Origin of the sequence: Egicoccus halophilus (assembly GCF_004300825.1) — a bacterium.
Taxonomy (GTDB): domain Bacteria; phylum Actinomycetota; class Nitriliruptoria; order Nitriliruptorales; family Nitriliruptoraceae; genus Egicoccus; species Egicoccus halophilus.
This window is the reverse complement of sequence record NZ_CP036250.1, coordinates 3,423,567-3,447,499: the sequence shown is the minus strand read 5'-3', so window position 1 is coordinate 3,447,499 and position 23,933 is coordinate 3,423,567. Positions and strand designations below refer to the sequence as shown.

At 74.4% G+C, this 23,933-nt stretch carries 22 protein-coding genes; 12 read left to right on the top strand and 10 right to left on the bottom strand.

The features are described from left to right. Window positions 1-7: 7 nt before the first annotated feature. Genes ELR47_RS15655 through ELR47_RS15645 form a run of 3 tightly spaced genes read right to left on the bottom strand, consistent with a single transcriptional unit; the run spans window position 8 to window position 2,399 of the window. On the bottom strand, window positions 8-784 hold the full coding sequence (locus ELR47_RS15655) for a hypothetical protein (RefSeq protein WP_130650731.1): 777 nt from the start codon (window positions 782-784) through the stop codon (window positions 8-10). Beyond that, window positions 781-1,494, bottom strand: a complete 714-nt coding sequence (locus tag ELR47_RS15650; protein ID WP_130650730.1) for a fluoroquinolone export ABC transporter permease subunit — start codon at window positions 1,492-1,494, stop codon at window positions 781-783. Before ELR47_RS15650 ends, ELR47_RS15655 begins: the two co-directional genes overlap by 4 nt. After that, entirely contained in the window at window positions 1,491-2,399 is a 909-nt protein-coding gene (locus ELR47_RS15645; RefSeq protein ID WP_205745316.1) for an ABC transporter ATP-binding protein, read from the bottom strand. The genes ELR47_RS15650 and ELR47_RS15645 overlap by 4 nt, the downstream gene beginning before the upstream one ends. Before the next feature lie 93 nt (window positions 2,400-2,492). On the opposite strand from ELR47_RS15645, the gene ELR47_RS15640 reads away from it, so the two are divergent. After that, window positions 2,493-3,128 carry a TetR/AcrR family transcriptional regulator gene (locus ELR47_RS15640; protein WP_130650729.1) on the top strand — a complete coding sequence of 212 codons (636 nt, stop codon included), beginning with the start codon at window positions 2,493-2,495 and terminating at the stop codon, window positions 3,126-3,128. Here ELR47_RS15640 and ELR47_RS15635 read toward each other — a convergent pair. The 3 genes from ELR47_RS15635 to ELR47_RS15625 all read right to left on the bottom strand — a co-directional run bounded on the left by ELR47_RS15635 (window position 3,082) and on the right by ELR47_RS15625 (window position 7,616). Next, window positions 3,082-4,617, bottom strand: a complete 1,536-nt coding sequence (locus ELR47_RS15635) for a pyridoxal phosphate-dependent decarboxylase family protein (RefSeq protein WP_130650728.1) — start codon at window positions 4,615-4,617, stop codon at window positions 3,082-3,084. The genes ELR47_RS15640 and ELR47_RS15635 overlap by 47 nt on opposite strands. Further along, a complete protein-coding gene (locus ELR47_RS15630) occupies window positions 4,614-5,471 on the bottom strand; it encodes a hypothetical protein (protein ID WP_130650727.1) in 858 nt (285 codons plus the stop codon). Before ELR47_RS15630 ends, ELR47_RS15635 begins: the two co-directional genes overlap by 4 nt. 96 nt (window positions 5,472-5,567) lie before the next feature. Further along, entirely contained in the window at window positions 5,568-7,616 is a 2,049-nt protein-coding gene (locus ELR47_RS15625; protein WP_130650726.1) for a chloride channel protein, read from the bottom strand. Window positions 7,617-7,836: 220 nt separating this feature from the next. On the opposite strand from ELR47_RS15625, the gene ELR47_RS15620 reads away from it, so the two are divergent. Next, window positions 7,837-8,793 (top strand): ATP-grasp domain-containing protein, encoded by a 957-nt coding sequence (locus ELR47_RS15620; protein WP_130650725.1) that lies wholly within the window; start codon window positions 7,837-7,839, stop codon window positions 8,791-8,793. 42 nt (window positions 8,794-8,835) lie between these two features. Here the strand turns inward: ELR47_RS15620 and ELR47_RS15615 are convergent, their stop codons facing one another. Continuing rightward, complete coding sequence (locus ELR47_RS15615) at window positions 8,836-9,234, bottom strand: pilus assembly protein CpaE (RefSeq protein ID WP_130650724.1); 399 nt, start codon at window positions 9,232-9,234, stop codon at window positions 8,836-8,838. Between the two features lie 120 nt (window positions 9,235-9,354). Between ELR47_RS15615 and ELR47_RS15610 the strand changes: the two genes are divergently transcribed. Next, window positions 9,355-10,164, top strand: a complete 810-nt coding sequence (locus ELR47_RS15610) for an SDR family oxidoreductase (protein ID WP_130650723.1) — start codon at window positions 9,355-9,357, stop codon at window positions 10,162-10,164. A 3-nt stretch (window positions 10,165-10,167) separates the two neighbouring features. Here ELR47_RS15610 and ELR47_RS18500 read toward each other — a convergent pair whose 3' ends face one another. Continuing rightward, complete coding sequence (locus ELR47_RS18500) at window positions 10,168-10,788, bottom strand: DUF3105 domain-containing protein (protein ID WP_165404129.1); 621 nt, start codon at window positions 10,786-10,788, stop codon at window positions 10,168-10,170. 179 nt (window positions 10,789-10,967) lie between these two features. Between ELR47_RS18500 and ELR47_RS18495 the strand changes: the two genes are divergently transcribed. Continuing rightward, window positions 10,968-11,120, top strand: a complete 153-nt coding sequence (locus tag ELR47_RS18495; RefSeq protein ID WP_165404128.1) for a hypothetical protein — start codon at window positions 10,968-10,970, stop codon at window positions 11,118-11,120. 61 nt (window positions 11,121-11,181) lie between these two features. Here the strand turns inward: ELR47_RS18495 and ilvC are convergent, their stop codons facing one another. Then, entirely contained in the window at window positions 11,182-12,192 is a 1,011-nt protein-coding gene (gene ilvC, locus ELR47_RS15600; RefSeq protein WP_130650721.1) for a ketol-acid reductoisomerase, read from the bottom strand. Window positions 12,193-12,529: 337 nt separating this feature from the next. Further along, a complete protein-coding gene (locus ELR47_RS15595) occupies window positions 12,530-14,266 on the bottom strand; it encodes a PucR family transcriptional regulator (protein ID WP_188584362.1) in 1,737 nt (578 codons plus the stop codon). A 197-nt stretch (window positions 14,267-14,463) separates the two neighbouring features. Here ELR47_RS15595 and atzD point away from each other — a divergent pair, with 197 nt between their 5' ends. From atzD to ELR47_RS15555, 8 genes are all read left to right on the top strand, one after another. Beyond that, on the top strand, window positions 14,464-15,570 hold the full coding sequence (gene atzD, locus ELR47_RS15590; protein WP_130650720.1) for a cyanuric acid amidohydrolase: 1,107 nt from the start codon (window positions 14,464-14,466) through the stop codon (window positions 15,568-15,570). Between the two features lie 228 nt (window positions 15,571-15,798). Continuing rightward, window positions 15,799-17,253, top strand: a complete 1,455-nt coding sequence (locus ELR47_RS15585) for a uracil-xanthine permease family protein (protein WP_130650719.1) — start codon at window positions 15,799-15,801, stop codon at window positions 17,251-17,253. A gap of 220 nt (window positions 17,254-17,473) precedes the next feature. Continuing rightward, window positions 17,474-18,403: a carbamate kinase gene (locus ELR47_RS15580; protein ID WP_205745314.1), complete on the top strand. Its 930-nt coding sequence runs from the start codon at window positions 17,474-17,476 to the stop codon at window positions 18,401-18,403. Further along, window positions 18,400-19,344, top strand: coding sequence for an oxamate carbamoyltransferase subunit AllH family protein (locus tag ELR47_RS15575; protein WP_130650717.1), 945 nt, complete (start codon window positions 18,400-18,402; stop codon window positions 19,342-19,344). Before ELR47_RS15580 ends, ELR47_RS15575 begins: the two co-directional genes overlap by 4 nt. After that, on the top strand, window positions 19,344-20,819 hold the full coding sequence (locus tag ELR47_RS15570; RefSeq protein ID WP_130650716.1) for an FdrA family protein: 1,476 nt from the start codon (window positions 19,344-19,346) through the stop codon (window positions 20,817-20,819). Before ELR47_RS15575 ends, ELR47_RS15570 begins: the two co-directional genes overlap by 1 nt. Further along, window positions 20,816-22,219, top strand: a complete 1,404-nt coding sequence (locus tag ELR47_RS15565) for a YlbE family protein (RefSeq protein WP_130650715.1) — start codon at window positions 20,816-20,818, stop codon at window positions 22,217-22,219. The genes ELR47_RS15570 and ELR47_RS15565 overlap by 4 nt, the downstream gene beginning before the upstream one ends. Before the next feature lie 94 nt (window positions 22,220-22,313). Then, window positions 22,314-23,342, top strand: coding sequence for a PAS domain-containing protein (locus tag ELR47_RS15560; protein WP_130650714.1), 1,029 nt, complete (start codon window positions 22,314-22,316; stop codon window positions 23,340-23,342). Further along, a complete protein-coding gene (locus ELR47_RS15555) occupies window positions 23,339-23,704 on the top strand; it encodes a response regulator (RefSeq protein WP_130650713.1) in 366 nt (121 codons plus the stop codon). The genes ELR47_RS15560 and ELR47_RS15555 overlap by 4 nt, the downstream gene beginning before the upstream one ends. The last annotated feature ends 229 nt before the right edge of the window (window positions 23,705-23,933 follow it).

The following is a 23,933-nucleotide window of genomic DNA, read 5'->3' as shown; positions in this document are numbered from 1 at the left end:
CACGCCATCACGTCGTGCGGCGCACCAGTCGTCGCCACGCCAGCCGGCCGAGGACCGCCAGCTGGGCGGCCCCGGCCGCCACCAGCAGGACGGGCGGTGCGGCCCCGGTGTCCGCGGCGTGCAGGACGTACACCGCGGACGCCGTCGGCAGCGGGGCGGCCAGCCAGCCCAGCGGGACGCCGAGCGCCCACACCAGCACGGGCAGGGCGAGCGGCAGGGTCGCCGCCTTGGTGACCGCCAGCCCTTCGAGCCGGTCGCCGGCGAGCCCACCGACGAGCAGCGCCACGACCGCGGCGGCCCCGCCGGTGAGCAGGCCGACCGCGATAAGCACCCCGGCCCCGTACCCGCCGTGCAGGGCGAGCGCGAGTGCCGCGATCGTGCCGCCGGCGCCGCCGGCCCAACCGAGCCGGACCGCCAGGTAGGCCGACAGTCCCGCCGGGGACACCGCCAGCGCCGGCAGCACGCCGCACTCGCGGTCCTCGAGGACGAGCAGCCCCGCCATCGTGCCGGAGAACAGCGGCACGGTCACCGCGGCCAGGAACGCCGCCAACGCCGGCCGGGCCGCGGTGACGTCCACGCCGACGCTGCCGTCGAGCCAGCGTTCGACCAGCGGCAGCCCGAGCGCGACCACGCCCACCATCGCCAGCGGCGCGACCGCCAGCAGCCGCAGCATCGGGTCGCGTCCGAGTGCCCGTCCGTCGGCCACCGCGAAGCTGCGTGCCGCCGCCAGGCGTCCGGCACCGCGGCGAGATCGGACGTCGCCGCCTGCTCCGGTGGCGGTCACGGCTGGCCTCCGCGGCGCCACAGGTCCTCGGCGGTGCGCCGGACCGCGATCCGGGCCAGACCCACCGCCGTCACGATCGGGACCACCACCGCGGCGGTCGTCGCGACCGGACCGGGTGGCGGACCGCCGACGCCGGCCTGCAACAGCAGCAGCGGACCGTGGGTGGGCGACAGCCAGCCGACCGCGTCGGGCACCCACCCGGCCAGCGCGGCCAGCGGCAGGGCCGCCGGCAACAGCGGCACCTGGAGGCGGAACAGGTAGTCCGTGACCGTCGTGGTGCGGGTCGCGACGACCAGGGCCACCAGCAGCACTGGCACGCAGAGCAGGGCCACGCCGGTGACCAGCGGGGCCGGGGCGATCGCCGGCGGGCGGGCGACCGCGACGATCACCAGGCTCGCCGCCAGCGCGAGGACCGTCAGCCAGCCGACCCGTGCGGCCACGTAGGCGGCCGGTCGCACCGGTGACACGGCGAGCGCCTCGAGGCTCCCGTGGCTGCGTTCGAGCAGGACCAGCCCGCCGACGAACAGCAGCCCGACGATGCCGGCGTCGAGGTAGAGCACCGGCGCGAGCAGGTCGGTCCGCAGCCCGGCCGGGACGGCGGCGAGGAGCCCCGACCAGGTCGCGGCGACCACGGCGACCGCCGCGACGATCCCGTGGCGGACCAGCAGCCGCGCCTCGAGGCGCAACAGGGGGACCAGGTCGGCACTCACGCGTCTGCCCGCAGCGACTGGCCGGTCAGGCGCACGAACACCTCGCCCAGCGTCGGCTCGGTGGTGTGGACGGTGGCGAGCGCCGGGTCGCGCAGCCACGCCAGCACCTCCGGGTCGCTGCCGGCCGCGTGGAGCGGCCGCGCCAGGCGGCGGCCGTCGTCGGTGGTCAGCACGATGCCGCGCTCCCCGGCGGCGAGCACCAGTTCCCGGGGCGTCCCGCTCGCGGCGAGCCGACCCTGGGCGAGCAACGCGACCCGGTCAGCCAGCGCGGTGGCGAGTTCCATGTCGTGCGTGGTGAGCAGCACGGCGGCACCCCGGTCGCGTTCGTCGGCCACCACCTGGCGCACCAGCGCCGAGGAGGCCGGATCCAGCCCGCCGGTGGGCTCGTCGAGGAGCAGCACCTCGGGCCGGTGCAGCAGCGCGCGGGCGAGGTCGAGGCGGGTCCGCATGCCCTTCGAGTAGGTGCCCACCCGCTGGTCGGCGTGGTCGGCCAGCCCGAGGCGCCCGAGCAGATCGTCGACGTCGCGGGCGCGCGTGCCGCCGCCGAGCGCGGCGAAGAAGGTCAGCTGCTCCCGGGCGGTCAGCTTCGGGTACAGCGCCGGCTGTTCGAACGACACGCCGATCCGGGCCCGCTCGGCGGGGCGCAGCGCCGTCGGCGCGACGCCGAGCACGCGGACGTGTCCGTCGCCGCCTCGCAGCCGGCCGGTGAGCACCTGCTGGGTCGTCGACTTGCCGGCACCCGACGGGCCGAGGAAGCCGAGCACCTCCCCGGGGGCGACGCGGAAGCTGAGGTTCTCGACGGCCGCCGTGGCGGCACCGGGGTAGCGGTAGTGCAGGCGCTCGACCACGATCACCGCGGTGGTCGCGGCCGCGGCCGGTGCGGCGGGCAGGTCGAGGGGGGGCACGGCGGCGGTCCGGGTCGGAAGGTCTCCACCTTCGCTCGAAGTGGCAGTCACTGTCAACTGTCAGTCATTGCCAGAGCTGTTAGGGTCGGGTCCATGACCTCCCCCCCGCCGGCCACCCGCCGGGAGCGCAACCGGACCCGCACCCGTCGGGCGCTCGTCGACGCCGCCCTCGAACTGTGCGCCAGCGACGGGTTCGAGGCGGTCTCGGTGGACCGGATCGCCGACGCCGCCGGCGTGTCGCCGCGGACGTTCTTCCGCTACTTCCCGACCAAGGACGAGGTCCTCTTCGCCGACTACGAGGACGAGTTCGACGTCTGGTCCATCGTCACCGCCGCGCACGTCCCCGGCGAGACGGTGCTCGACTGCATCCGACGCGGGACCCACCAGGTCGCCGCCGACTACCTCGCCCGCCAGGAGCACTGGGACCGCTGGTTCGGGGTCGTCGCCGCCGATCCGGTGCTGCAACGCCGGTTCCTGGCGGCGCGGGCCCGCCTGCAGCAGCGCGCCGCCGCCGCCATCGGCCGCATGCTCGGGATCGACCCGTCGCTCGACCCGCGACCGACCGCGCTGGCCGCGGCCGCGATGGCGACGACCGACGCGGCGCTGCGCATCTGGGAGGCCTCGGGGCGAACGCGACCGCGCCTCGAGGTCGTCGACGAGGCCCTCGACGGCCTGCTCGAGCTCACCCCGCTGCTGGCGTCCCCGACCCGGCCGCCCGCGCCGTCGTGAGCTCGCGCTCCAGGACCGCGAGCGTCGCGGAGAGTCGCTCGTCGGTCGTGCGCAGGTTCCCCAGCGCCAGCCGCAGCACGTAGCGGCCGTCCAGCTCGGTGTGCGACAGGTAGGCCTCGCCGGTGGCGTTGATCCGCGCGAGCCAGGCGCGGTTGAGCCGACGGCGGGCGTCCTCGTCACCGCCGAGGTCCTCCGGGGCCGCGCGGAAGCACACCGTGGACAGCGGGGCGGGCGCCATCAGCTCGAGGTCGGGATGCTGCTCGACCCAGGCGACCACCCGCTGGGCCTGCGCGACGTGCTCGCGGATGCGGGCCGCCAGCCCGTCGGCGCCGAAGTAGCGGATCACGAGCCACAGCTTGAGTGCCCGGAAGCGGCGGCCGAGCTGGACGCCCCAGTCCATGTAGTCGGTCACGCCCTCGTCGTCGGTGGTGAGGTACTCGGGCACCAGCGAGAAGGCGCGCGTGAGCCACGCCGGTTCGCGGACGAACAGGGCCGAGCAGTCGATCGGCGTGAACAGCCACTTGTGCGGGTTGGTCACGAACGAGTCGGCACGCTCGACCCCGTCGAGCACCCACCGCAGTTCGGGGCAGATCGCCGCCATGCCCCCGTAGGCGCCGTCGACGTGGAGCCAGATCGGGTGGCCGAGCTCGGCGACCAGCTCGTCGCGCAGCTCGGCGACCGCCCCCACCGGGTCGATCGAGGTGGTCGAGGTGGTGCCCACCGTCGGCACGAACGCGAGCGGCCGGTAGCCGAAGCGCAGGTCCTCGCGCACCGCCTCGCCGAGCGCGGTCACGTCCAGTCGGTGCTGCGCGTCGGTCGGGACGGTGCGCACGCCGTCGCGTCCCAGGCCGAGCGTGATCGCAGCCTTCTCCACCGACGAGTGGGCGTGCTCGGAGGTGTAGATGCGCAGCAGCGGGACGTCCGCACGTCCGGCGAGCCCCCGCTGGCGCACGTCGAGGCCGGCCTGCTCGCGGGCGGCCGCCAGCGCCAGCATGGTCGACATCGACGCGCTGTCGGTGACGATCGCCCGCAGACCGGCCGGCAGCCCGAGCAGCTGCCGCAGCCAGTCGAGCACCAACTCCTCGAGTTCCGTCGCCGACGGCGAGGTCCGCCACAGCATGCCGTTGACGTTGAGCGCGGCCGACAGCGCCTCGCCGAGGATGCCGGGACCCGAACCGGTGATGGCGAAGTAGGCGTGGAACGCCGGATGGTTCCAGTGGGTGATGCCCGGCAGCAGTACCCGCTCGAGGTCGTCGAGGGCCGCGTCGAACGGTTCGGGCGCGCGCGGTGGCGTCGCCGGCAGCGCCTCGCGGACCTCGCCGGGGCGCACCTGGGCGAGGACCGGACGCTCGCCGACGCCCTCGAGGTAGTCCGCGATCAGATCGACCACGGCGTGCCCGTGGCGGCGGAAGGCGTCGGCGTCCATGTCCCCGAGACCGGACTGTGCCGGGTCGAGGCCGTCGCGCGCCGGCTCGGCGGACGCGGTCATGCGCGCTCCGCCGCGCCGCGCGTGCCCGGTGACCGGTCGCCGAGCGGCGCGTCGGTGACGGACTCGGCGTCGGCGTCGGTGTCGGCCGGAGCGTCGTCGGCGACCACGGCATCGGGTGGGGTGCTCTCGACCGCGTCGGCCTCCACGGGCCCGGCGTCGGTCTGGATCTCGTCGGTCCGGAGGTCGTCGGTCCGGGCGTCGGCGCTGCGGGGGTCGTCGGTCCGGGCGTCGGCGCTGCGGGGGTCGTCGACCGGGTCGGCCGCCATCGGAGGAGTCGTCGGCCCCGGGGGCGTCGCCAGCCGCGGCGGCGTGCTCGATGCCGTGGGGAACGAGAAGGTCGGCAGCGCCGCGGGCTCGGGTGCCACCGGATCCTCGACCACGGTCGGCTCCACGACCGGGTGCGCGAACAGTTCGATCGTGTCGCGCTCCGGGGTCTCCTCGGCCAGCAGGAGCAGGGTCGGCACCGCACCGGCGAGCGCGACGAGGCCCGCGACCAGGGCGATCCGGCGCAGCACCCGCCGCCGGGGACGGCGTCGCGTCGGCCAGGCCGTCGTCAGCTCGGCCCAGATCGCGTCGCGTTCCTCCTCGCACAATGGCACGATCGGGTCCGGCACGCGCGAGGTCCCGGCGATGTCGAGCAGCCAGTCACGCACGACGGTGTCCGCCGGCATGTGGGGCAGCTCCTGCAGGGCGGTGACGAACACGTCGCGGGTCGCGGCGATCGGGTCCGGCTCGTCGCGCACGGCACTGCGGACGGCGGGGCCGTGCCGGTGGAGCAGCACCGCGAAGGCCGGTGCCCACCCGGCCTGGGCCGACGCCAGGTTCTCGGCGTCGGTGCGGTCGCCATAACGCACGCGTGGCTACTTTCGGGACGGGGTTCCGCCGGAGCGTATCGGCGAGGGGGCGCCATCCCGTGTCGGCCGCACCGCGTCACGGTCGAGCGGGGGGCGTCATGCCGACGGCGTCCGCGGCGGTGGCGTCGGCTCCGGGGCGGCGAGCTCGCGCAGGGCATCGGGCTGACCGGTGAGCACGACCAGCTCGTCACCGGCTTCGAGCACGGTGTCGCCGCTGGGGACGACGACCGTGCCCGCCCGCCGGACACTGGTCAGGACGCTGCGCTGGGGCCAGGTGACGTCGCGCACGGCGCACCCGGCCATCGGCGACCCCGGTTGCAGCACCAGCTCCACGAACCCGACTCCGGCCAGGTCCCGCAGTCGGCCCGACGCCGCCCGCTGTTGGGCGCCGACGCTGCGGGCGATCCCACGCTGGTAGGCACGCACGACGTCGGCCCGTCGCAGGACCCCGACGACCTGTCGGGTGTGGCCGTCGACGACCGGCAGCCGACCCACGTCGAGGCTGGCCATCCGACGCACGGCACGGAAGGCCGGGTCGTCGGGCGTCACCGTGAGCACCCGCCGGGTGGCGACCTGTCCGGCCGTCGTTCCCGGCCGGACCAGGTCGGAGATCGCCACCACGCCGACCAGCCGCGCGTGCGCGTCGACGACGACGAGCCCGTGGGCGCCGGTCTCGACGAGGCGGCGGCGGACCGTGTCGAGGTCGGCGCCCTCGTCGACGACGTTGCCGTCGACGGCGGACATGACCTCACCCACGGTCACGGTCTGCAGGACGTCGACGTCGTCGACCTGCCCGAGCACCACGCCGCGTTGGCGCAGCTGGTGGGCGTAGATCGAGTCCCATCCGAGCAGCTCGGTCACGAACATCGCGATGCCGACCGCCAGCATCAGCGGCAGGACCAGGTCGTAGCTGCCGGTCAGCTCGAACACGATCAGGATGGCGGTCAACGGCGCCCGGGCCGTCGCGGCGAACACGGCCGCCATGCCGACCAGGGCGAAGGCCCCGGGGGCCACCTCGGCACCCAGCAGCTGCGAGGCCGCGATGCCGAACGCCGCCCCGAGCGCGGCGCCGGTGAACAGCGTGGGTGCGAAGGTTCCCACCGCCGCCCCCGAGCCGACCGCGAACAGCGTCGCGACCAGCTTGGCGAGCAGCAGCACGAGCAGCAGACCGGCGGTCGACCACGACGCGCCGAAACCGCCGTCGAGCATGGCCTGGATCGGTTCGCGGACACCGTCGACGCCGGGCAGGTGCGAACCCTCGCCGAGCACCTCGGGGAACGCCAGCGCGACGATCCCGACCCCGAGGCCCCCCAGGGCCACGGTCACCGGGACGCCCAGGTGGGGGCGGAGCCCGGCGAAATTGCGACGGGCGAGGTCCTCGCCGAACCGGAAGCCGCTGGCGACCGCGACGGCGGCGAGGCCGAGCGCGGCGTACAGCAGCAGCTCGGCGGCCGGCCCGAGCGAAAAGCCGGCGCTGGCCTGGAACAGCGGCAGGCTCTCGCCGACGAGCTGGCGGGCGGTCACGGCGCTGACGACGGACGCGACCACGACCACCTGCAGGGACCCGGCGCGTCGGATCCCGCCGAGCAGCAGTTCGATGGCGAACAGCATCCCGCCGATCGGGGCGTTGAACGTCGCGCCGATCCCGGCGGCCGCGCCGGCGGCCACCAGCGAGCGCATCCCGTCCTCGTCGAGACGCACCCCACGGCCGACCGCCGAACCGATCGCGCCGCCGATCAGCACGATGGGGCCTTCGCGACCACCCGAGAGGCCGGTGCCGAGCGAGATCCCGGTCGCCGCCGTGCCGGCCAGCGGGATCCGACGGCGCAGCTGTCCGCCGCGCAGTGCGAGCGACTCCATGGTGGGGACGACACCACCACCGCTGCTCTCGGGAACGACCTTCCACACCAGCAGGCCGACGAGCAGACCGCCGATCGTCGGCACCACGAGCAGCTGCCAGTCGGGCACCTGCGTCGACCAGGCGAGCCGTTGCACCAGTTCGACGGTGCTGATGAGCAGCCAGACGACCACGCCCGTGCCCAGGCCGGTCGCCGCGCCGAGCCCGAGCATGACCGGTTCGACCGCGCCCGGCCGTGACACGCGCCGGCCGAGGGCGTCCGCCACCGCGCGGAGTCGTACCTGCATCGTGCCGTCGGTCCCTTCACCTCGAGCGGCCGCGACGCTACCGCCCCCCACCGGCGACCCAGGACACGGTCGGCTGCAGTCAGCAGTTCGGCGGTGACGGCCCGCGTTGCGCGGGGTCCCTTGGATCGCCGTAGGCTTCGCCAGCGGGCGGCACCGTCCGCGGGAACGGTGGTGCCGGTTGAACCGCTCGGTCTTCCACCGACTCCGCGGAGGCGCAACGGTGCGTGTCGTTCATCGCCGTGTCCGGCGACTGCTCGGCCCGGTGTTGCGGCCGCTCACGCGGCGGTGGCGTTCGTGGCGGTGGCGATGGCAGCGGGTGTACGCGGCGCTCGACGACGCCACGGGTGCGCTGCCGGCGGTCACGGCACTGCGCACGGCCCGGGTGCTGCTGCTGCCGCGCCGGCGGATCCTGTTCCAGCCCGCCACGCCCAGCCGTCACCAGATCGCCTGGCGTCTGCTGTTGCTGTGCGGCTACCGGATGGTCGAGTCGTCCGACGAGCGCCACGACGTGGTGTTCGCCCACGACCCGCGCACGTCGCACCCGCCGGTGCGGGTTGCCGGGAACCGGGCGGCACGCATCGTGAACGCGGACGCCACCGACGTCGCCAAGCGGACGGTGGCAGCCCGGTTCGCCGAGGTGTTCGGTTACGCGCTGCACGTCGACCCGACCACGCACCAGGGACCCGCGATCCGCAAGTCCAACGAGAACTACCGCCACGACGCCGTGGTCGTGACCTGTCCGTACCGGCCCGCTCCGGACGAGGATCCCGACGAGGTCACCTACCAGCGTTATGTCGACACCCGCGCCGCGGACGGATGCTTCGAGGACCTGCGCGTCCCCGTCTACGACGGACAGGTGCCGTTGGTCTACCGCAAGCACCATCCCGACACCGCGACCCGGTTCTCCGAGTTCGCCCACTCCGAGGTGGTCCTCGACCCCCGGACGCTGCTCTCCGCGCAGGAGCTCGCCCGCATCGGTGAACTCGCGCGGGCACTGTCGGTCGACTACGCCGAGATGGACGTGCTGCGTGACACCGCCGATGGCCGCATCTACGTCGTCGACGTCAACCCCACGCCGGCCGGTCTGTACAAGGGTTTCACCCAGCAGCAGCGACGGCTCGCCCTGCAGACGCTGCGTCCCGCGTTCGCCGCCCTCGTCGAGCGTCGGTGCCGCTGATCGCCGACCGCGCTCGTCCGCCACCGGCCGGCTTGGATCGCCTCAACCGTCCAGGACCCGCAGCAACGCGTCGGCGTAGGCCTCCTCGGCCGTGGGTGCGGCCACCTCGAGCAGCTGGCGGCCGACCCGCACCGTGCACCGCCAGCCGTCCTCGGCCCGCACCAGCGAGAGCATCGCCTCGCCCAGCGCCTCGCGCAGCTGCGACTCGCGCGGCACCCAGATCGCCTCGGCCTGCTCGACCGCGTCGAGCGCCCACTCGGTGGTGCCGTTGAAGGCGATGAGACGACCGGCGGGGGAGGAGCGGACCTCCACCACCATCTCCGAGATGGTGAACACGTCGTCGTCCATGCCCCGGTCGGGGAGCACGAAGCGGTCACCGTCGGCCGGGGTCCAGGACAGCCCCGCGTCCCGCAGGTGCCGGGCGGTCGGTATCGGGATCACAGGATCAGGTCGCCTCGTCGGGTGGCCACGACGCTAGGGGCTCGCGACGACGGCGACCGGCGCTAGCGTTCGCGGCCGGCCGCTGTCCGCGGCCTCGACGACACGACCGGGGGGAGCACCGTGCCCGTGCTGGTCACCGGCGCCGCTCGTCCCCTGGCGCGCCGACTCGCGGCACGGCTGCTCGCCGAGGGCGGCGAGGTCCGTGCCTACGGCACGGGTGACACCTCGCCGTTACGTGCGGCCGGCGCGTTCGTCGCCACCGGCACCGCGGACGACGAGGGACGGCTCGAAGCGGCGCTGGCCGACGTGCACACGGTCGTGCACGTCGGCGGCGGACTGCTCGGCAGCGACCCGACCGCCGACGTCGCCGCCGCGCGCGTGCTGGCGACGGCGGCCGGCAACGCCGGTGTCCGTCGGGTGATCGTGCTGTCGGTGGCGGGCGCGTCCCCGGACGCGGCCGACGCCTACCGGCGCGCGCGGGGCCGGATCGAGCAGGTGATCGCCGAGGCCGCCCCCCCGAGCGTCGTCGTCCGGACCTCGCTGCTCGACACGCCCGCGATGCGCGACGCGTTGGCGACCGGCGGGTTGCCGTCCGCGGTCCGCGACGTGGTGGTCGCGCCGGTGACGGTCGACGACCTGGCCGAGCTGGTGGTCGCGTTCGACCGTGCCCGCTCGCGGGCGACGACGGGCCACCTCGTCGTCGGCGCGGACGGCCCGAGCCGGTTGACGGTCGGTGCCTGGCTCGAACGCCTCGGGGTCCGCCGGCCCGGCAGGGGTTCGCTCGTCGGACGTCGACTGCCCGACCCGGACCGCCTGCGGCTGCTCGCCGACGCACTGCTGCACGGCCCGTGGCACAGCGAGCCACCGGCGGTGCTCGAAGGCTGGGGGTTCGCGGGACTGCATCCCACCCCGCCGCCGGTCGGCGGCTGAGCCTCAGCGCTCGACGGCGCGCAGCACCCGGGCGACCTCGGGGGCGAGGTTGCCTTCCGGAGCGCTCCCGCGGTCGCCGAAGTGTTCGAGCAGGAAGGCGTCGGCGAAGGCCGCGTCGAAGCGCTCGCAGTCCGCGCCGACGTGCCAGGCGCGCAGCGCGAGCGGTGCGCTGAGTGGCGCGTCCTCGAACGGGGCGACGAGCACGCCGCCACCGGCGCGGTTGCCCAGGCCGGCACGGTTGCGCTGCTCGGCCCAGTCCTGCAGTGCGGTGAGGTCCTCGGCAGCGATGGCCGCAGGGTCGTACCAGGCGACGATCCCGCCGTGCTCGAGGTTGTGGACGACGGCGCGCTCGTCGACCGGTCCGTCGTAGACGCCGACGGCCAGCCAGGAATCGAGGTGCGGGCCCGAGGTGGCCGGCCGCTGGGCGTAGAGCTCCGTGGCCGGGGGCGCGCTGGCCGCCTCGAGGTGGGTCGGCGGCCCGAGGTCGTCGAACACCCGCTCCTCGCAGCCCGCGACGGTCCCGCCGGCCGCCGCCGCGGTGGCGTCGACGACCTGGGGCCCGTTGTCGCAGCCGGCGAGCAGCACACCGGCGGTCAGCGCACCGACGGTGAAGATCCTGCGCACCAACGCACCCCTCCCGGGCGGCGACGAAACGACGATCGGCGTGCCCGGGCTCCCGCTCCGCGCACGACCGCGGCATCGTAGGTGGCCGGGGGCGTCGCCCTGTCCGCCCGGGCGCGGTGGGCGCGGGCCGCCTGACCGGCGGCCGGTTAGCGTCGACGGCCAGCGTGCAGGAGGCACACATGCGAACCCCCCGACGTCTGGTGGCCGTGGCCGCCACCGCCGCGTTCGTCCTGGCCGGCTGCGAGGGCGGCGAAGCCGAGCAGCCCGGTCCCGAGCTCGGTGAGTTCGACGACTCGGTGGTCGAGCCGACCGACCCACCCACCGAGTACTGACCCCGCGACGCACGACGGCCACCGCGATCGCGGTGGCCGTCGGCGTGCTCGGGTGCCGGTCCTACTCGAGCTCTTCGGTGGGCGTGTCGATGAACGGCATCATGCCGCGGAGCTCGCGCCCGACCCGCTCGATCTCGTGGTCGCGGCCGGCCTTGCGCATCGTGGCGAAGGTCTCGCCGCCGCCCTCGATCTCCGCGACGAACTGGCGTGCGAACGTGCCGTCCTGGATCTCGGCGAGGACCTGCTTCATCGCCGCCCTCGACTCGTCGCCGATCACACGCGGTCCCGAGACGTAGTCGCCGTACTCGGCGGTGGTGGACACCGAGTGGCGCATCCAGCTGATGCCGCCCTCGTACATCATGTCGACGATCAGCTTGAGCTCGTGCAGGCACTCGAAGTAGGCCGCCTCGGGCTGGTAGCCGGCCTCGACGAGGGTCTCGAAGCCCGCCTGCACGAGGTGGCTGACGCCGCCGCACAGCACGGCCTGCTCGCCGAACAGGTCGGTCTCGGTCTCCTCGGCGAAGGTGGTCTGCAGCGTGCCGGCGCGCGTCAGGCCGAGCCCGGCGGCGTAGGACTTGGCGAGCTCGAGGGCGTCACCGGAGGCGTCCTGGTGCACGGCGACCAGCCCGGGAACCCCCTGGCCCTGCTCGTAGGTGCGTCGCGCGATGTGCCCGGGCGACTTCGGGGCGACGAGGAACACGTCGACGTCCTCGGGCGGGCTGATCAGTCCGTAGTGGACGTTGAACCCGTGGCCGAAGACCAGCGCCTTGCCGCCGGTGAGGTGTTCGGCGAGGCCGCCCTCCCACATGCCCTTCTGGTGGGTGTCGGGGGCGAGGACCACGATCACGTCGGCCTCGGCAGCGGCGTCGTTCGTGTCGAGCACGCGCAGACCCTGCTCCTCGGCGCGGGCGCGCGAGGACGAGCCCGGTCGCAGACCCACCCGGACGTCGACGCCCGAGTCCCGCAGGTTGAGGGCGTGGGCGTGTCCCTGACTGCCGTAACCGAGGATGGCGACCTTGCGCCCCTGGATCAGGGAGAGGTCGGCGTCCTGGTCGTAGAAGATCGTGGCCAATGTGTGCTCCTCGCGAGCTGCCGTCGGATGCGCCGTGCGGGCGGTCACGGGCGCGCGGCAGCCTACGGGTGCCGGCCGAAACGGCCACAACGGGCGTCGGCGGAGGGCGCGCGCCGCGAGCCGCCGAGCGCCCATCCACCTCCCGCCACCCCCGCCACCCCCGTCACCGGCCACCCCCGCCACCCCCGCCACCCCCGCCGCGCCCGGTCGCGCCCGGTCGCGGACGCACGTGCGTCGTGGTCCGCGCCGGGCCGGTCGCGGACGCACGTGCGTCGGGGCCGTTCTCCGTGCGTGCGTCGTCATCCGACAAGGCCGGCCCGTCGACGCACGTGCGTCGTCAGCGCTGGTCGCGCAGGCGCAGGACCAGCAGGGCGAGTTGCACGTCCAGGCGGCGCCGGGCGTCGGTCATGAACGGCCCGAGCAACGACTCGAGCTTCTCGATCCGGTAGCGCAGCGTGTTGTAGTGGAAGTGCAGTCGCCTGGCCGCCTCGGCGACGTTGCCGCCGGTGTCGAGCAGCGCCTGCAGCGTGGTGCGCAGGTCGAGCGCCGCCTCGGTCTCCGTGGCCAGCTCGCCCAGTACCTCGGTCGCGAAGGCGTACAGCTCCTCGCGGTCCTCCACCAGGGCCAGCAGCCGGTAGGCGCCGAGGTCGTCGAAGTGGGTGACCGCGCCCCGGCCGGCGATCTCGCGCCCGAGCGCCACCGCCTGCGACGCCTGCTCGTACGCGCGGGCGACGTCGCGCACGTCCTCGACCGGACGTGACAGGCCGGCCGAGACCGTTCCGCCGGCGGCCTTGCCGGCGCGGGCCACGAGGTCGGCGACGAACGCCCGGGCCTCGGCGCGCCCGTCCTCGGCGGTCGCTTCGGCCGGGGCCTCGAACGCGGCGGTGAGGACGACGACCTCCGCGCTGAAGCGAACGACCGCCGCGGCCGGGTCGCGGGCGAGCACCGCGCCCCGGATCGTGCTCGCCAGTGGTGGCCGTCCGCGCACCGCCGCCGGGCGCTCGACGCCGGGGCGGTCGTCGAGACGCACGACCAGGGCGATCAGGCGGCGGTCGAGGTCCCAACCGAACCCGGCCGCCCGCCGCAGCACGTCGTCGGGGTCGTCGACCCGCCGCAGCAGGTCGTGCACGAGGTCGGACTGGTACTTGCTCTCGACCGCCTGCAGTTCCATGCGCTGGGTGAGGGCGAGCGCCGCGACGGTGGCCGCCGACTCGAGGGCCAGCAGGTCGTCGGTGCGCCGGCCGTCGCGGGGTACGGCGACCACGTGACCGTGCTGGCGCGGTCCGGCCACGATCGGGACGGCGACGCACGGCCGCTGCTCCCGGCCGTCGATCCGCACGTGCCGGGCGTCCTGGGCGACGACCAGCCGCTCGCGGGGGGGCGGGTCGAGTTCGTCGCATCGGGCCGAGGCCAGCACGGTGCCGTCGAGGCCGACCACCGCCGCCGGCATGTCGAGCAGCTCGGCGAGGTCGGCGGCGATCGCGTCGACGCCCTCGCCGCGCAGGACCACCTGCAGGAAGGCGCGGTGGACCCGCTCGGCGCGCGCGAGCTGCTGCGCCTGGCGGTCGAGCATGGCGCCGAGCACGTCGTTGAGCACGTCGTCGAACGCCACGTCGGGCAGCTGCACGATCGGGAAGCCGCGGGCGTCGGCGGCCTCGAGGACGGCCGCCGGCAGCTCGTCGAGGTAGCGGCCGAGCTTGACACCGAGCCCGGCCAGGCCGCGCGCGTCGAGGTCGGCGACCAGCCGGGGCAGCTCGTCCGGGCGCTCCCGCAGCGGGTAGCCGGTGGTCAGCAGGAACTCGTCGGGCTTGACGAACGCGAGGACGTCGGGGACCTCCATGACGTTGAGCCGGGTCACCGTGCGTCCGAGGCCCGCCGCACCCGCCAGCACCTGCGCGCCGGCCAGGATCGGGGTGGTCAGGACCTGCTCGAGGGGCAACGCCGTCGGCGTCGCCCCCGAACGCGCGCCACCGCCCGTCGCCGTCGGGGCACCGGGGTCCTGCGGCGAGCGGGCGCCGCTGCCGTTGCCCGGCCCGTCGCCGGGAACGTCGATCGGGGCGTCCGTCGTCGTCATGCGGCTGCCCTCCTCGACGCTTCCGGTCCGACGGGCGACGGCCCGCCCGGCGCGCCGTCTCCCGTCGACGTTGGCAGGTCACGCTAGCCCCTGCGGGCCCCGGTCGTCGGATGTGCACATGTCGGGGGCGGCGGCCGTGCGACTAGCGTCGTGTCGCCACTGCCATCGGGCAGCTGTCGACCCGTGAAGGAGTTCCCATGCCGTTCGAGGTCCGCAAGATCGAGATCAAGAGCGTGACCGATGCCTCGGGGCTCGGCGAGCTGATCGACGAGGGCGTGTTCGCCGCCGACGACGTCATCGCGGTCATCGGCAAGACCGAGGGCAACGGCGGCGTCAACGACTACACCCGCATCCTCGCCGACCAGGCGTTCCGCGGTGTGCTGCTCGACAAGGGCAGCCGCCCCGAGGACGAGGTCAAGCAGATCCCCATGGCGTGGTCCGGCGGTTGCGACGGCGTCATCACCCCGCACGCCACCGTCTTCGCCCGGCTCCCCGACGAGCGCGGTGTCGACACCGACGACAAGCGACTGTCGGTCGGGTTCGCGATGTCCGACGTGCTGCTGCCCGAGGACATCGGCCGGCCCGCGATGGTCGAGAAGGTCGCCGAGGGCGTCAAGCGGGCCATGGCCGAGGCCGGCATCACCGATGTCGCCGACGTCCACTACGTGCAGACCAAGACCCCGCTGCTGGTGCAGGAGACCATCCAGGACGCGCACCGCCGCGGCGAGACGGTGTTCACCGAGGACACGCTGTACTCGATGGACATCTCCAACGGCACCACCGGCCTGGGGATCGCCTACGCGCTCGGTGAGGTCGACGAGGTCCCGCCCGCCGAGGAGATCTGCCGAAACACCGACCTGTACTCGAGCGTGGCGTCGTGCTCGAGCGGCGTGGAACTCGACCGTGCGCAGATCGTCGTGGTCGGCAACGCGGCCGGCGCGCGCAGCCGCTACCGGGTCGGCCACAGCGTCATGCAGGACGCGCTGGACCAGGACGGCATCTTCGAGGCCATCCGCAACGCCGGGCTCGAGCTCCCGGAGCGCCCGCACCACACCGACCTCGGTGACCGGCTCGTCAACGTCTTCCTCAAGTGCGAGGCCGACGCCAGCGGCGAGCTGCGCGGGCGCCGCCAGCTGATGCTCGACGACTCCGACGTCCACCACCACCGCCAGATCAAGGGTGCCGTCGGTGGGGTCACCGCCAGCGCCGTCGGCGACTCGGCCGTGTTCGTCTCCGTCGGTGCGCTGCACCAGGGCCCGCAGGGTGGGGGACCGGTCGCCGCGATCATCCGCGTCGAGGACTGATCCTCGTCGACCTCGCCGAGAGCACTGGCGCGTCCTCAGCAGGATGTGCCAGTGCTCTTCGCATGTGTCGGGTCCTAGGTTCCTTTCGCGTTCGACCGGACAGTGTCCGGAGCAGGACGTAGGGTTCCACCGTCGCCGTGCCGCTGGGAGGGGTGCGGGCGACACCGAGAAGGGGACCTGGCGGGCCCCCCGCCAGCGACGCGGCATGGCCGCAGGAAGAGGGAGCACATGAGTGCTGGAGCGCCCGTCCGACCGGAAGGGCTCAATTACGGACTCGACGAGACCCCCAAGCCACTGCCCAAGGCGGTGGGGCTCGGGATCCAACACGTCCTGACCATGTTCGGCGCCACGATCGCGGTGCCGTTCATCATCGGTGGCGCACTCGGCTTCCAGGGAGCCGAGCTCGCCGTGCTGATCAGTTCGGTGTTCATCGCCTCCGGGGTGGCCACCGCGGTCCAGGTCGCCATCGGTAGTCGCCTGCCGATCGTGCAGGGGGTGTCGTTCGCCTTCCTCGGACCGTTCTTCGCCATCGCCGCCACCTACCAGGGTGCCGAGGGCATGCAGGTCATCGCCGGCATGGTCATCGTCGGGGCCCTGATGCCGCTGATCCTCGGCTACGGCGGACTGATGGGGGTGCTGCGTCGCTTCATCACCCCGATCACCATCGGTCCGGTGATCGCGCTCGTCGGCCTGTCGCTGTTCGGCGCCGCCGCCGACAACTCCGGCCAGCACTGGCCGCTGGCACTGACCACGCTGGGCCTGATCTTCCTGTTCGCCCTGGCGCTGGCGCCGCGGGTCCGGCTGTTCTCGCTGTTCCCGATCCTGCTCGCCGTCCTCGCGGCGTACCTGATCGCGCTGGTGTCCACCGCCCTCGGGGTGTTCGAGGAGGGCTCGGCCGCCGCCGTGAGCTTCGCGGCCGTCGCCGACGCGCCGGCGTTCCGTGGCTTCGAGGTCGGTGGCGGCGGGCTGATCTTCCCGTGGGGCACGCCGATCTTCGACTTCACGTTCATCGTCGCCATCCTGGCCGCCTACCTGGCCTCGTCGATCGAGTCCTTCGGCGACTACCACGCGATCTCGCGCATCGCAGGCGTCGGCGACCCCGACGCGCGCACCATCAACCGCGGCATCGGCGCCGAGGGCATCGGCTGCGCGCTCACCGGCGTGTTCGGCGGGTTCTCCTCGACGTCGTACTCGGAGAACATCGGCCTGGTCGGCCTCACCCGGGTCGCGAGCCGCTCGGTGGTGCTCATCGGCGCCGGCGTGCTGGTCGTGCTCGGCCTGATCGGACCGATCGGGGCCATCATCGCCACGATCCCGATCCCCGTGGTCGGTGGCGTGTACCTGGCGTTGTTCGGCCTCATCACCGCGGTGGGGCTGTCGAACCTGCGACGGGCCGACATGGACTCGCAGCGCAACCTGATGATCGTCGGCTTCCTGCTGTTCGGTGGCCTGGCGTTCCCGGCCTACTTCGGCAGCGAGGCGGCCGCGGACTTCAGCTTCTTCGGCATCGGCTGGGCGACCACGTTCGTCGCCTCGATCGGGTCGAACGCGATCGCGGTCGCGGCCGTGCTCGGCATCCTGCTCGACAACCTGATCCCGGGCACCCCCGAGGAACGTGGCATCGTCACCAATCCGCTGGGTTCCCACCGTCGCGACGGCGCGCGTTCGCGCAGTCGCCGCTGAGTTCGTGGATCGTCACCGGGGCCGCGCCACGAGCGCGGCCCCGGTCGTTCCCGGGGCCGCGAGCCCGGACCCGTCGCGACGATCCGCGCCAGCGTCGGTGGTCGGGATGTGACGAGCGAGGGGTGGACGCCTCGGTGGAAGTCGCCGAAGCCGCTGCGGACCGCCCCCTCGTAGGCTCGCGCCACCATCCGGGGAGGTCGGCGTCCTGCAACCGCGTACCGTGCTCGCGTTCGGCGGCAACGCCATCGCCCCCCAGGGCGCCGGCACGGCTGCGGAGCAGACCGAGCGGCTCTGGGCGACGATGCGCCAGGTCGCCGAACTCGTCACCGAGGGGCGCAGCGCCCTGGTGCTCACGCACGGCAACGGGCCGCAGGTCGGCAACGTGCTGATCAAGAACGAACTCGCCCGTGACGTGGTGCCGCCGGTCCCGCTCGACTGGTGCGTGGCCCAGACCCAGGCCACGATCGGCTTCACCATCGCCGACACGCTGACGCACGAGCTCGACCGGCGGGGGATCGCCCAGCCGGTCGTCCCGGTCGTCAGTCGGGTGCTGGTCGACGCCGACGATCCCGGGTTCCAGGCCCCCAGCAAGCCGATCGGCCCATGGCTCGAGGACGGCGACGAGGTCGCCCGGCGCGAGGGCGAGGGGCTGCGGTTCCTCGCCGACCCGGACCGCGGCTGGCGCCGGCTGGTGCCCTCGCCGCAGCCCCGCCGGTCGGTGGACCGGGCCGCGGTGGAACTGCTGCTCGACGACGGGGCCATCGTGGTCGCCAACGGCGGCGGCGGCATCCCGGTCGTCGACGACGGCGAGGGGCCGCTGCACGGCATCGAGGCGGTGATCGACAAGGACCTCGCCGGGGCGCTGCTGGCCGAGGAGATCGACGCCGACACCTTCGTGATCCTCACCGACGTCCCCGGCGTCGCGGTCGACTTCGGCACGCCGCGGCAGCGGTGGCTCGAGACGGTGACGGTGACCGAGCTGCGCGCCCACGCCGACGACGGACAGTTCGGTGCCGGCTCCATGGGTCCCAAGGTCGCCGCCGCCTGCGCGTTCGTCGAGCGCACCGGGCAACGGGCCGCGATCGGCGCCCTCGAACACATCGTCGCGGTCGTGCACGGACGGGCGGGCACGCAGGTGGTGCCGGCGTGACGGGCCCGGCACGCGGGTCGGCCGCACCGGCTCCGAGCGTGCTGGGCGCCGGTGCGAGCGAGGCCGTCCATGACCTCGTGACCGGCCCGCCCACCGACGTGCGGGTCCTGGCCTGCTTCCCGGCCGCGACCTACCTCGACGTCGGCGGTCGGGTGCTCGCCGTGGCCACGGCCGACGGCGTGCACCATCCCAACGCGCTCGCGCTGGCGGTCGCGACCGCCGCCCGGCCGTTCGCCACGCTCGCCGCCGCCGACGTCGGCCGGCTCGGCCACGGCCGCCTCGAGCTGCCCGGGCTGACCGTCACCGTCCGCCGCTGGTGGTCGCCACGACCGGCGCTGGCCCCGGTCGCGGCCGCGCGCCTGCACACCCGGGCCGAGGAGCTCGCAGCGCTGCTCGCCGCCACCGCACCGGCGCTGCCGCCCGACACCGCAGCACGGACGGACCGGCTGACGGCCGCCCTGGCCCACGACGAGCCGTCCGCCGCAGCGGACGCCGTCGCCCTGCTCGGTCTCGGTCCCGGCCTGACGCCGACCGGTGACGACCTGCTGTGCGGGCTGTTCGCCGCCGTCGACCGCCTGGCGCCGGCGCTGACCGCCAGCGGTGCCGACACGGCAGCGCTGGTCGCGCGGGTACGACGGGCGGCCGACACGGTCGTCGGGCGTGCCCCCAGCGCCACCACGGCCATCTCCGCCGGGTTGCTCCACCACGCCCGCCGTGGCGAGGTCTGTGCACCGGCGGCCGCGGTGCTGCACGGCCTCACCGGCACGGGCCCGCTGCCCGAGGCCGTCGGGGCGCTGCTCGCCGTGGGCGCGACCTCCGGTCGGGACCTGGGCGTCGGCCTGCTCGCCGGTACCCGCCTGGTCCTCGCCGCCGCCGCCGGCACGACCACGACCACCCCCACCACGCCCGCTCCGTTCGCCGCCCGCCAGGAGGCCCGCTGATGGCCGATCACCTCGACGTCCGCCGGGGCGTCTACCACGACTCCGTGAGCCTGCTGCAGGTCAGCCGGCGTGTCGCCGACGTCGACGGCGTCGACAAGGCGTTGGTCGCCATGGCCACGGAGCTCAACCTCGACGTCCTGGCCTCGATGGGCTTCGCCGTCCCCGACGCCGGTCCCAACGATCTGCTCGTCGCCATCCGGACCGACGACGACGCCGTCCTGGAGGCGGCCCGGGCCGAGGTCGACGCCGCCCTCGCCGCCAGCCAGGGCACGGGCTCGGCCGGATTCGGTGACGCCCCGCCGCCACGGACCGTGGCGGCCGCGGTCCGCGCCGGCGACGTGGACCTCGCCCTGGTGTCGGTGCCCGGCGAGCACGCGTTCGTCGAGGCGATGGACGCGGTGCGGGCCGGGGTGTCCGTGATGGTCTTCAGTGACAACGTGCCGGTCGAGCAGGAGGTCGCGCTCAAGACCGCCGCCGCCGAGCAGGGTGTGCTCGTGATGGGGCCCGACGCCGGCACCGCGATCGTGTCCGGGGTCGGGCTCGGGTTCGCCAACGTCGTACGTCCCGGCCCGGTCGGGATCGTCGCCGCCTCGGGCACGGGCGCGCAGCAGTTGACCTGCCTGCTCGACGACGCCGGCATCGGCACCAGCCACGTGCTCGGGGTGGGCGGGCGCGACCTGTCCGCCGCCGTGGGAGGTCGCTCGACGCAGCAGGCCATGGCGGCGCTCGACGCCGACCCGGCCACCGAGGTGGTGGTGGTGCTGTCCAAGCCGGCCGACCCGACGGTCGCCGCGGAGGTCCGACGGGTCGCCGAGCACCTCGACACCCCGGTCGTGTTCGCGCTGCTCGGACCCGACGCCCCCGACCTGACGGCGGCGGCCGCCGAGGTGGCGACGGCGCTCGGTCGGGAGGCGGGCGAGCCGGCGCAGTGGCCCGCGCCGACCGACCGGCCCGGTCCGTACACGGAGCTGCGCGGGCTGTTCGCCGGCGGGACGCTGCGCGACGAGGCGATGGTCATCGCGGCCGCCGCCCTGGAGGCGCCCGTGCGCTCCAACATCCCGCTCGCCGACGACCTCGCGTTGACCGACGGGCTCGACACGCCCGGGCACGTGTTCGTCGACCTCGGTGAGGACGAGTTCACCCTCGGGCGTCCGCACCCGATGATCGACCAGCGGCTGCGGCTCGAACGGCTCGCGGCGGAGGCGGCCCGGCCCGGGGGACGGGTGGTGCTGCTCGACGTCGTGCTCGGCCACGGCGCCCATCCGGATCCGGCGGCCGAGCTGGCCCCGGCGATCGCCGATGCCATCGCCTCCGGCGAGGACCTCGCCGTGGTGGTCTCGCTGTGCGGGACCGTCGGGGACCCGCAGGACCGCGACCGGCAGGCCGCCGCGCTGGTCGAGGCCGGCGCGTCGGTGCACCTGAGCAACGCCGCCGCGGCCCGCACGGCCGTGCAGCTCGCAGGAGGACGCGCATGACCACCGAGACCTCACCCCTGGCCCGGCTGCTGTCGGCCGAGCCGACGATCGTGACCGCCGGCGTCGAGCTGTTCGAGACCAGCCTGCGCGACCAGGGCGTCGCCCCGGTGCCCGTCGACTGGCGTCCGCCGGCCGGTGCGGCCGCCGACCTCGCCCGCATCGCGGCCGACCCGCGCACCGCGGACGCCAACGCGACGGCGCTGGAGCGCATCACCGCCGCCGAGCCGCACTGGGTGGGCATCACCACCGCCCGGGACGCCGTCGGGATCGAGACCGGGCAGTTCCTGCACGCCGGTCCGCCGATCACCTGGGAGCGGGCGAGCGGCCCGCTGCGTGGTGCGCTGATCGGCGCGATGCTCTACGAGGGCATGGCCGACACACCCGAGCAGGCGATCGCAATCGCCGAGCGCGGTGAGCTCGAGCTCGCGCCGTGCCACTCGCGTGCGGCGGTCGGACCGATGGCCGGCGTCGTGAGCCCGTCGATGCCGATGTTCGCGGTCGAGAACGGCGCCTTCGGCAACCGGGCCTACTGCACCCTCAACGAGGGTCTCGGCAAGGTCCTGCGCTACGGCGCCTACGGCCCCGAGGTGATCGAGCGGCTGCAGTGGATGCAGCAGGTGCTGGCGCCTGCGATGGACGCGGCCGTCGGCCGGCTCGGGTCGCTCGACCTGCGCGCCCTGATCGTGCAGGCGTTGCAGATGGGCGACGAGCTGCACAACCGCAACCGCGCCGCCTCGGCGCTGTTCGTACGTGAGGTCGTGCCGCCGCTGCTCGAGGCCGGGATCGACCCGTCGGAGCTCGCCGACGTGGTGCGGTTCATCAACGGCAACGAACACTTCTTCCTCAACCTCGGGATGCCCGCCGGCAAGGCCGCCGTCGACCCGGCCCGGGACCTGCCCGGCTGCACCGTCGTGGTGGCGATGGCCCGCAACGGCACCGACTTCGGCATCCAGGTGTCGGGCACGGGGGACCGCTGGTTCACCGGACCCGCGCAGGTGCCCGACGGGCTGTTCCTCGGGGACTACGGGCCCGAGGACGCCAACCCCGACATCGGTGACTCGACCATCACCGAGACCTCCGGTGTCGGTGGCTTCGCGATGGCGGCCGCGCCCGCGATCGTGCGGTTCGTCGGTGGCGAGGTCGGCGACGCGCTGACGGCGACCCGGACCATGTACGACCTCGCGCTCGGTGAGCACCCGCACTACCAGATCCCGATCCTGGAGTTCCGCGGCACGCCGGTCGGCATCGACGCGACGCGGGTGGTGCGCACCGGGATCGTGCCGGCGGTCAACACCGGCATCGCCGGTCGCGAGGCAGGCGTCGGACAGGTCGGCGCCGGGTTGGTCGAGCCGCCGATGGAGGCGTTCGTGCAGGCGGTCGCCGCGCTCGCGGCCAGCTGAGCCCACCGGGCGAAGCCGGCCCTGCGCGGCCTCGCGCGCGTTACGCTGCCGTGCATCGCGGCCAGCGGACGGCCGCACCGGGGTCGGGGCCGAGGTGGACGAGCTGGCGGCGGCGGGCTTTGCGCTGTTCGAGGCGATGAGCGACCTCGTGGTGCTCCTCGAGGTCCTCGGCGACGAGGACGACGTACTGGTGGTCGCGGCCAATCAGGCCGCGACCGACGCCATCGGTGAGGGGGTGTCGCTCCCTGGTCGCCGGGGCAGCGAGCTCTACACCCACTCCGACCTCGCCGACGTGGTCGGCCGGGCACGGCAGGTCCTCGCCACCGGAGAGCCGCTCACCTACCAGGCCGTGCGGGAACTGGCGGAGGGACGTCGTGTGGCGGCGGCCACGATGATCCCCGTCGGCGCGTCCTCGCGGGTGGTGGTCCACGGGCGGGACATCAGCGACCAGGTCGAGTCGTACCGGCGGCTGGCCGAACTCGAGGAGCTGGCCGAGATCGGCAGCTGGCAGTGGAACATCCGCGACGACGTCGTGACCTGGTCGCCGCAGTACCGCCGCATCGTCGGAGCGACGCCGGGCGAGCCGGCCTCGATGGCCCGCAGCCTCGAGCTGGTGCACCCCGACGACCGCCGCCTGGTCGCCGAGCGCGTGGACCTCGTCAGCCGTGGCGCCGACCGGCCCCGCGGTCTGACCTACCGGATCGTGCGTCCCGACGGCGAGGAGCGGGTCGTCCAGGCACGTGGCGAGGTGGTGGCCGGGGACGACGGTCGGCCACTGCGCATGTTCGGCACCACGCAGGACGTCACCGAGGAACGCCGGGCCGAGGCGGACCGCCAGCGGCTCGAGGCGGCGCTGACCGATCAGCGTCGCGCCATCGAGCTCAACGACAACGTCGTGCAGGGCCTGTGCGCCGCCTGGCTCGCGTTCGAGCTCGACCGGGTCGAGGAGGGCATCGCCCTGGTGCGACGCACGACCCGCGACGCGCAGCAGTTGGTCACCGGCCTGCTCACCGGCGCCGCCAGTGACGGAGGTCCGTTCGCGCCCGGTGACCTGGCCCGTGTCGCACCGGCCAATCCGGCGTCGGTCGCCGGTGAGCGTCCGGATCCGGCGGGGGCGACGTGAGCTGGCGCCTGGTGGTCGCCGACGACGACGCCACGCTGCGGCGGTTGCTGTGCCTGCTGCTGGAGCGTGACGGGCGCTTCGAGGTCGCCGCGGAGGCCGGGGACGGGCAGCAGGCGCTGGACCAGGTCGCGGCGACCGACGCGGACCTGCTGCTGCTCGACCTGGCGATGCCGCACATGGACGGGCTGGAGGTGCTCACCCGTCTGGACCGGCAGGCACGCCCGCGGGTGGTGGTGCTCACCGGGTTCGCCGAGGAGCGCCTGTGCCAGCAGGTGCTCGACCTCGGCGCCCACGCCTGCCTGCAGAAGGGCTCCGACTTCGCTGCGCTCCTCGACCGCCTCGCCGAGGTCGCCGCCGCCTGACTTCGGCCGGTCAGCGCTGCGGACAAGTCCGACAACACGGCCGGGCCCGGCCCTCTCCGCGACCACGGCATCGTGCACCTGCGGCGGTGGGTCGCCCGGGCGCCGCGGGCAGGGCCTCGCCGGAGCCGTCCGTGCGTCCTGGTCCGCACCGCCCGACGCGCGGACGCACGGATCACGCTCAGCGCCGCCGCAACCGCCGATCCGTGCGTGCTCATCTGCACAGGACCGG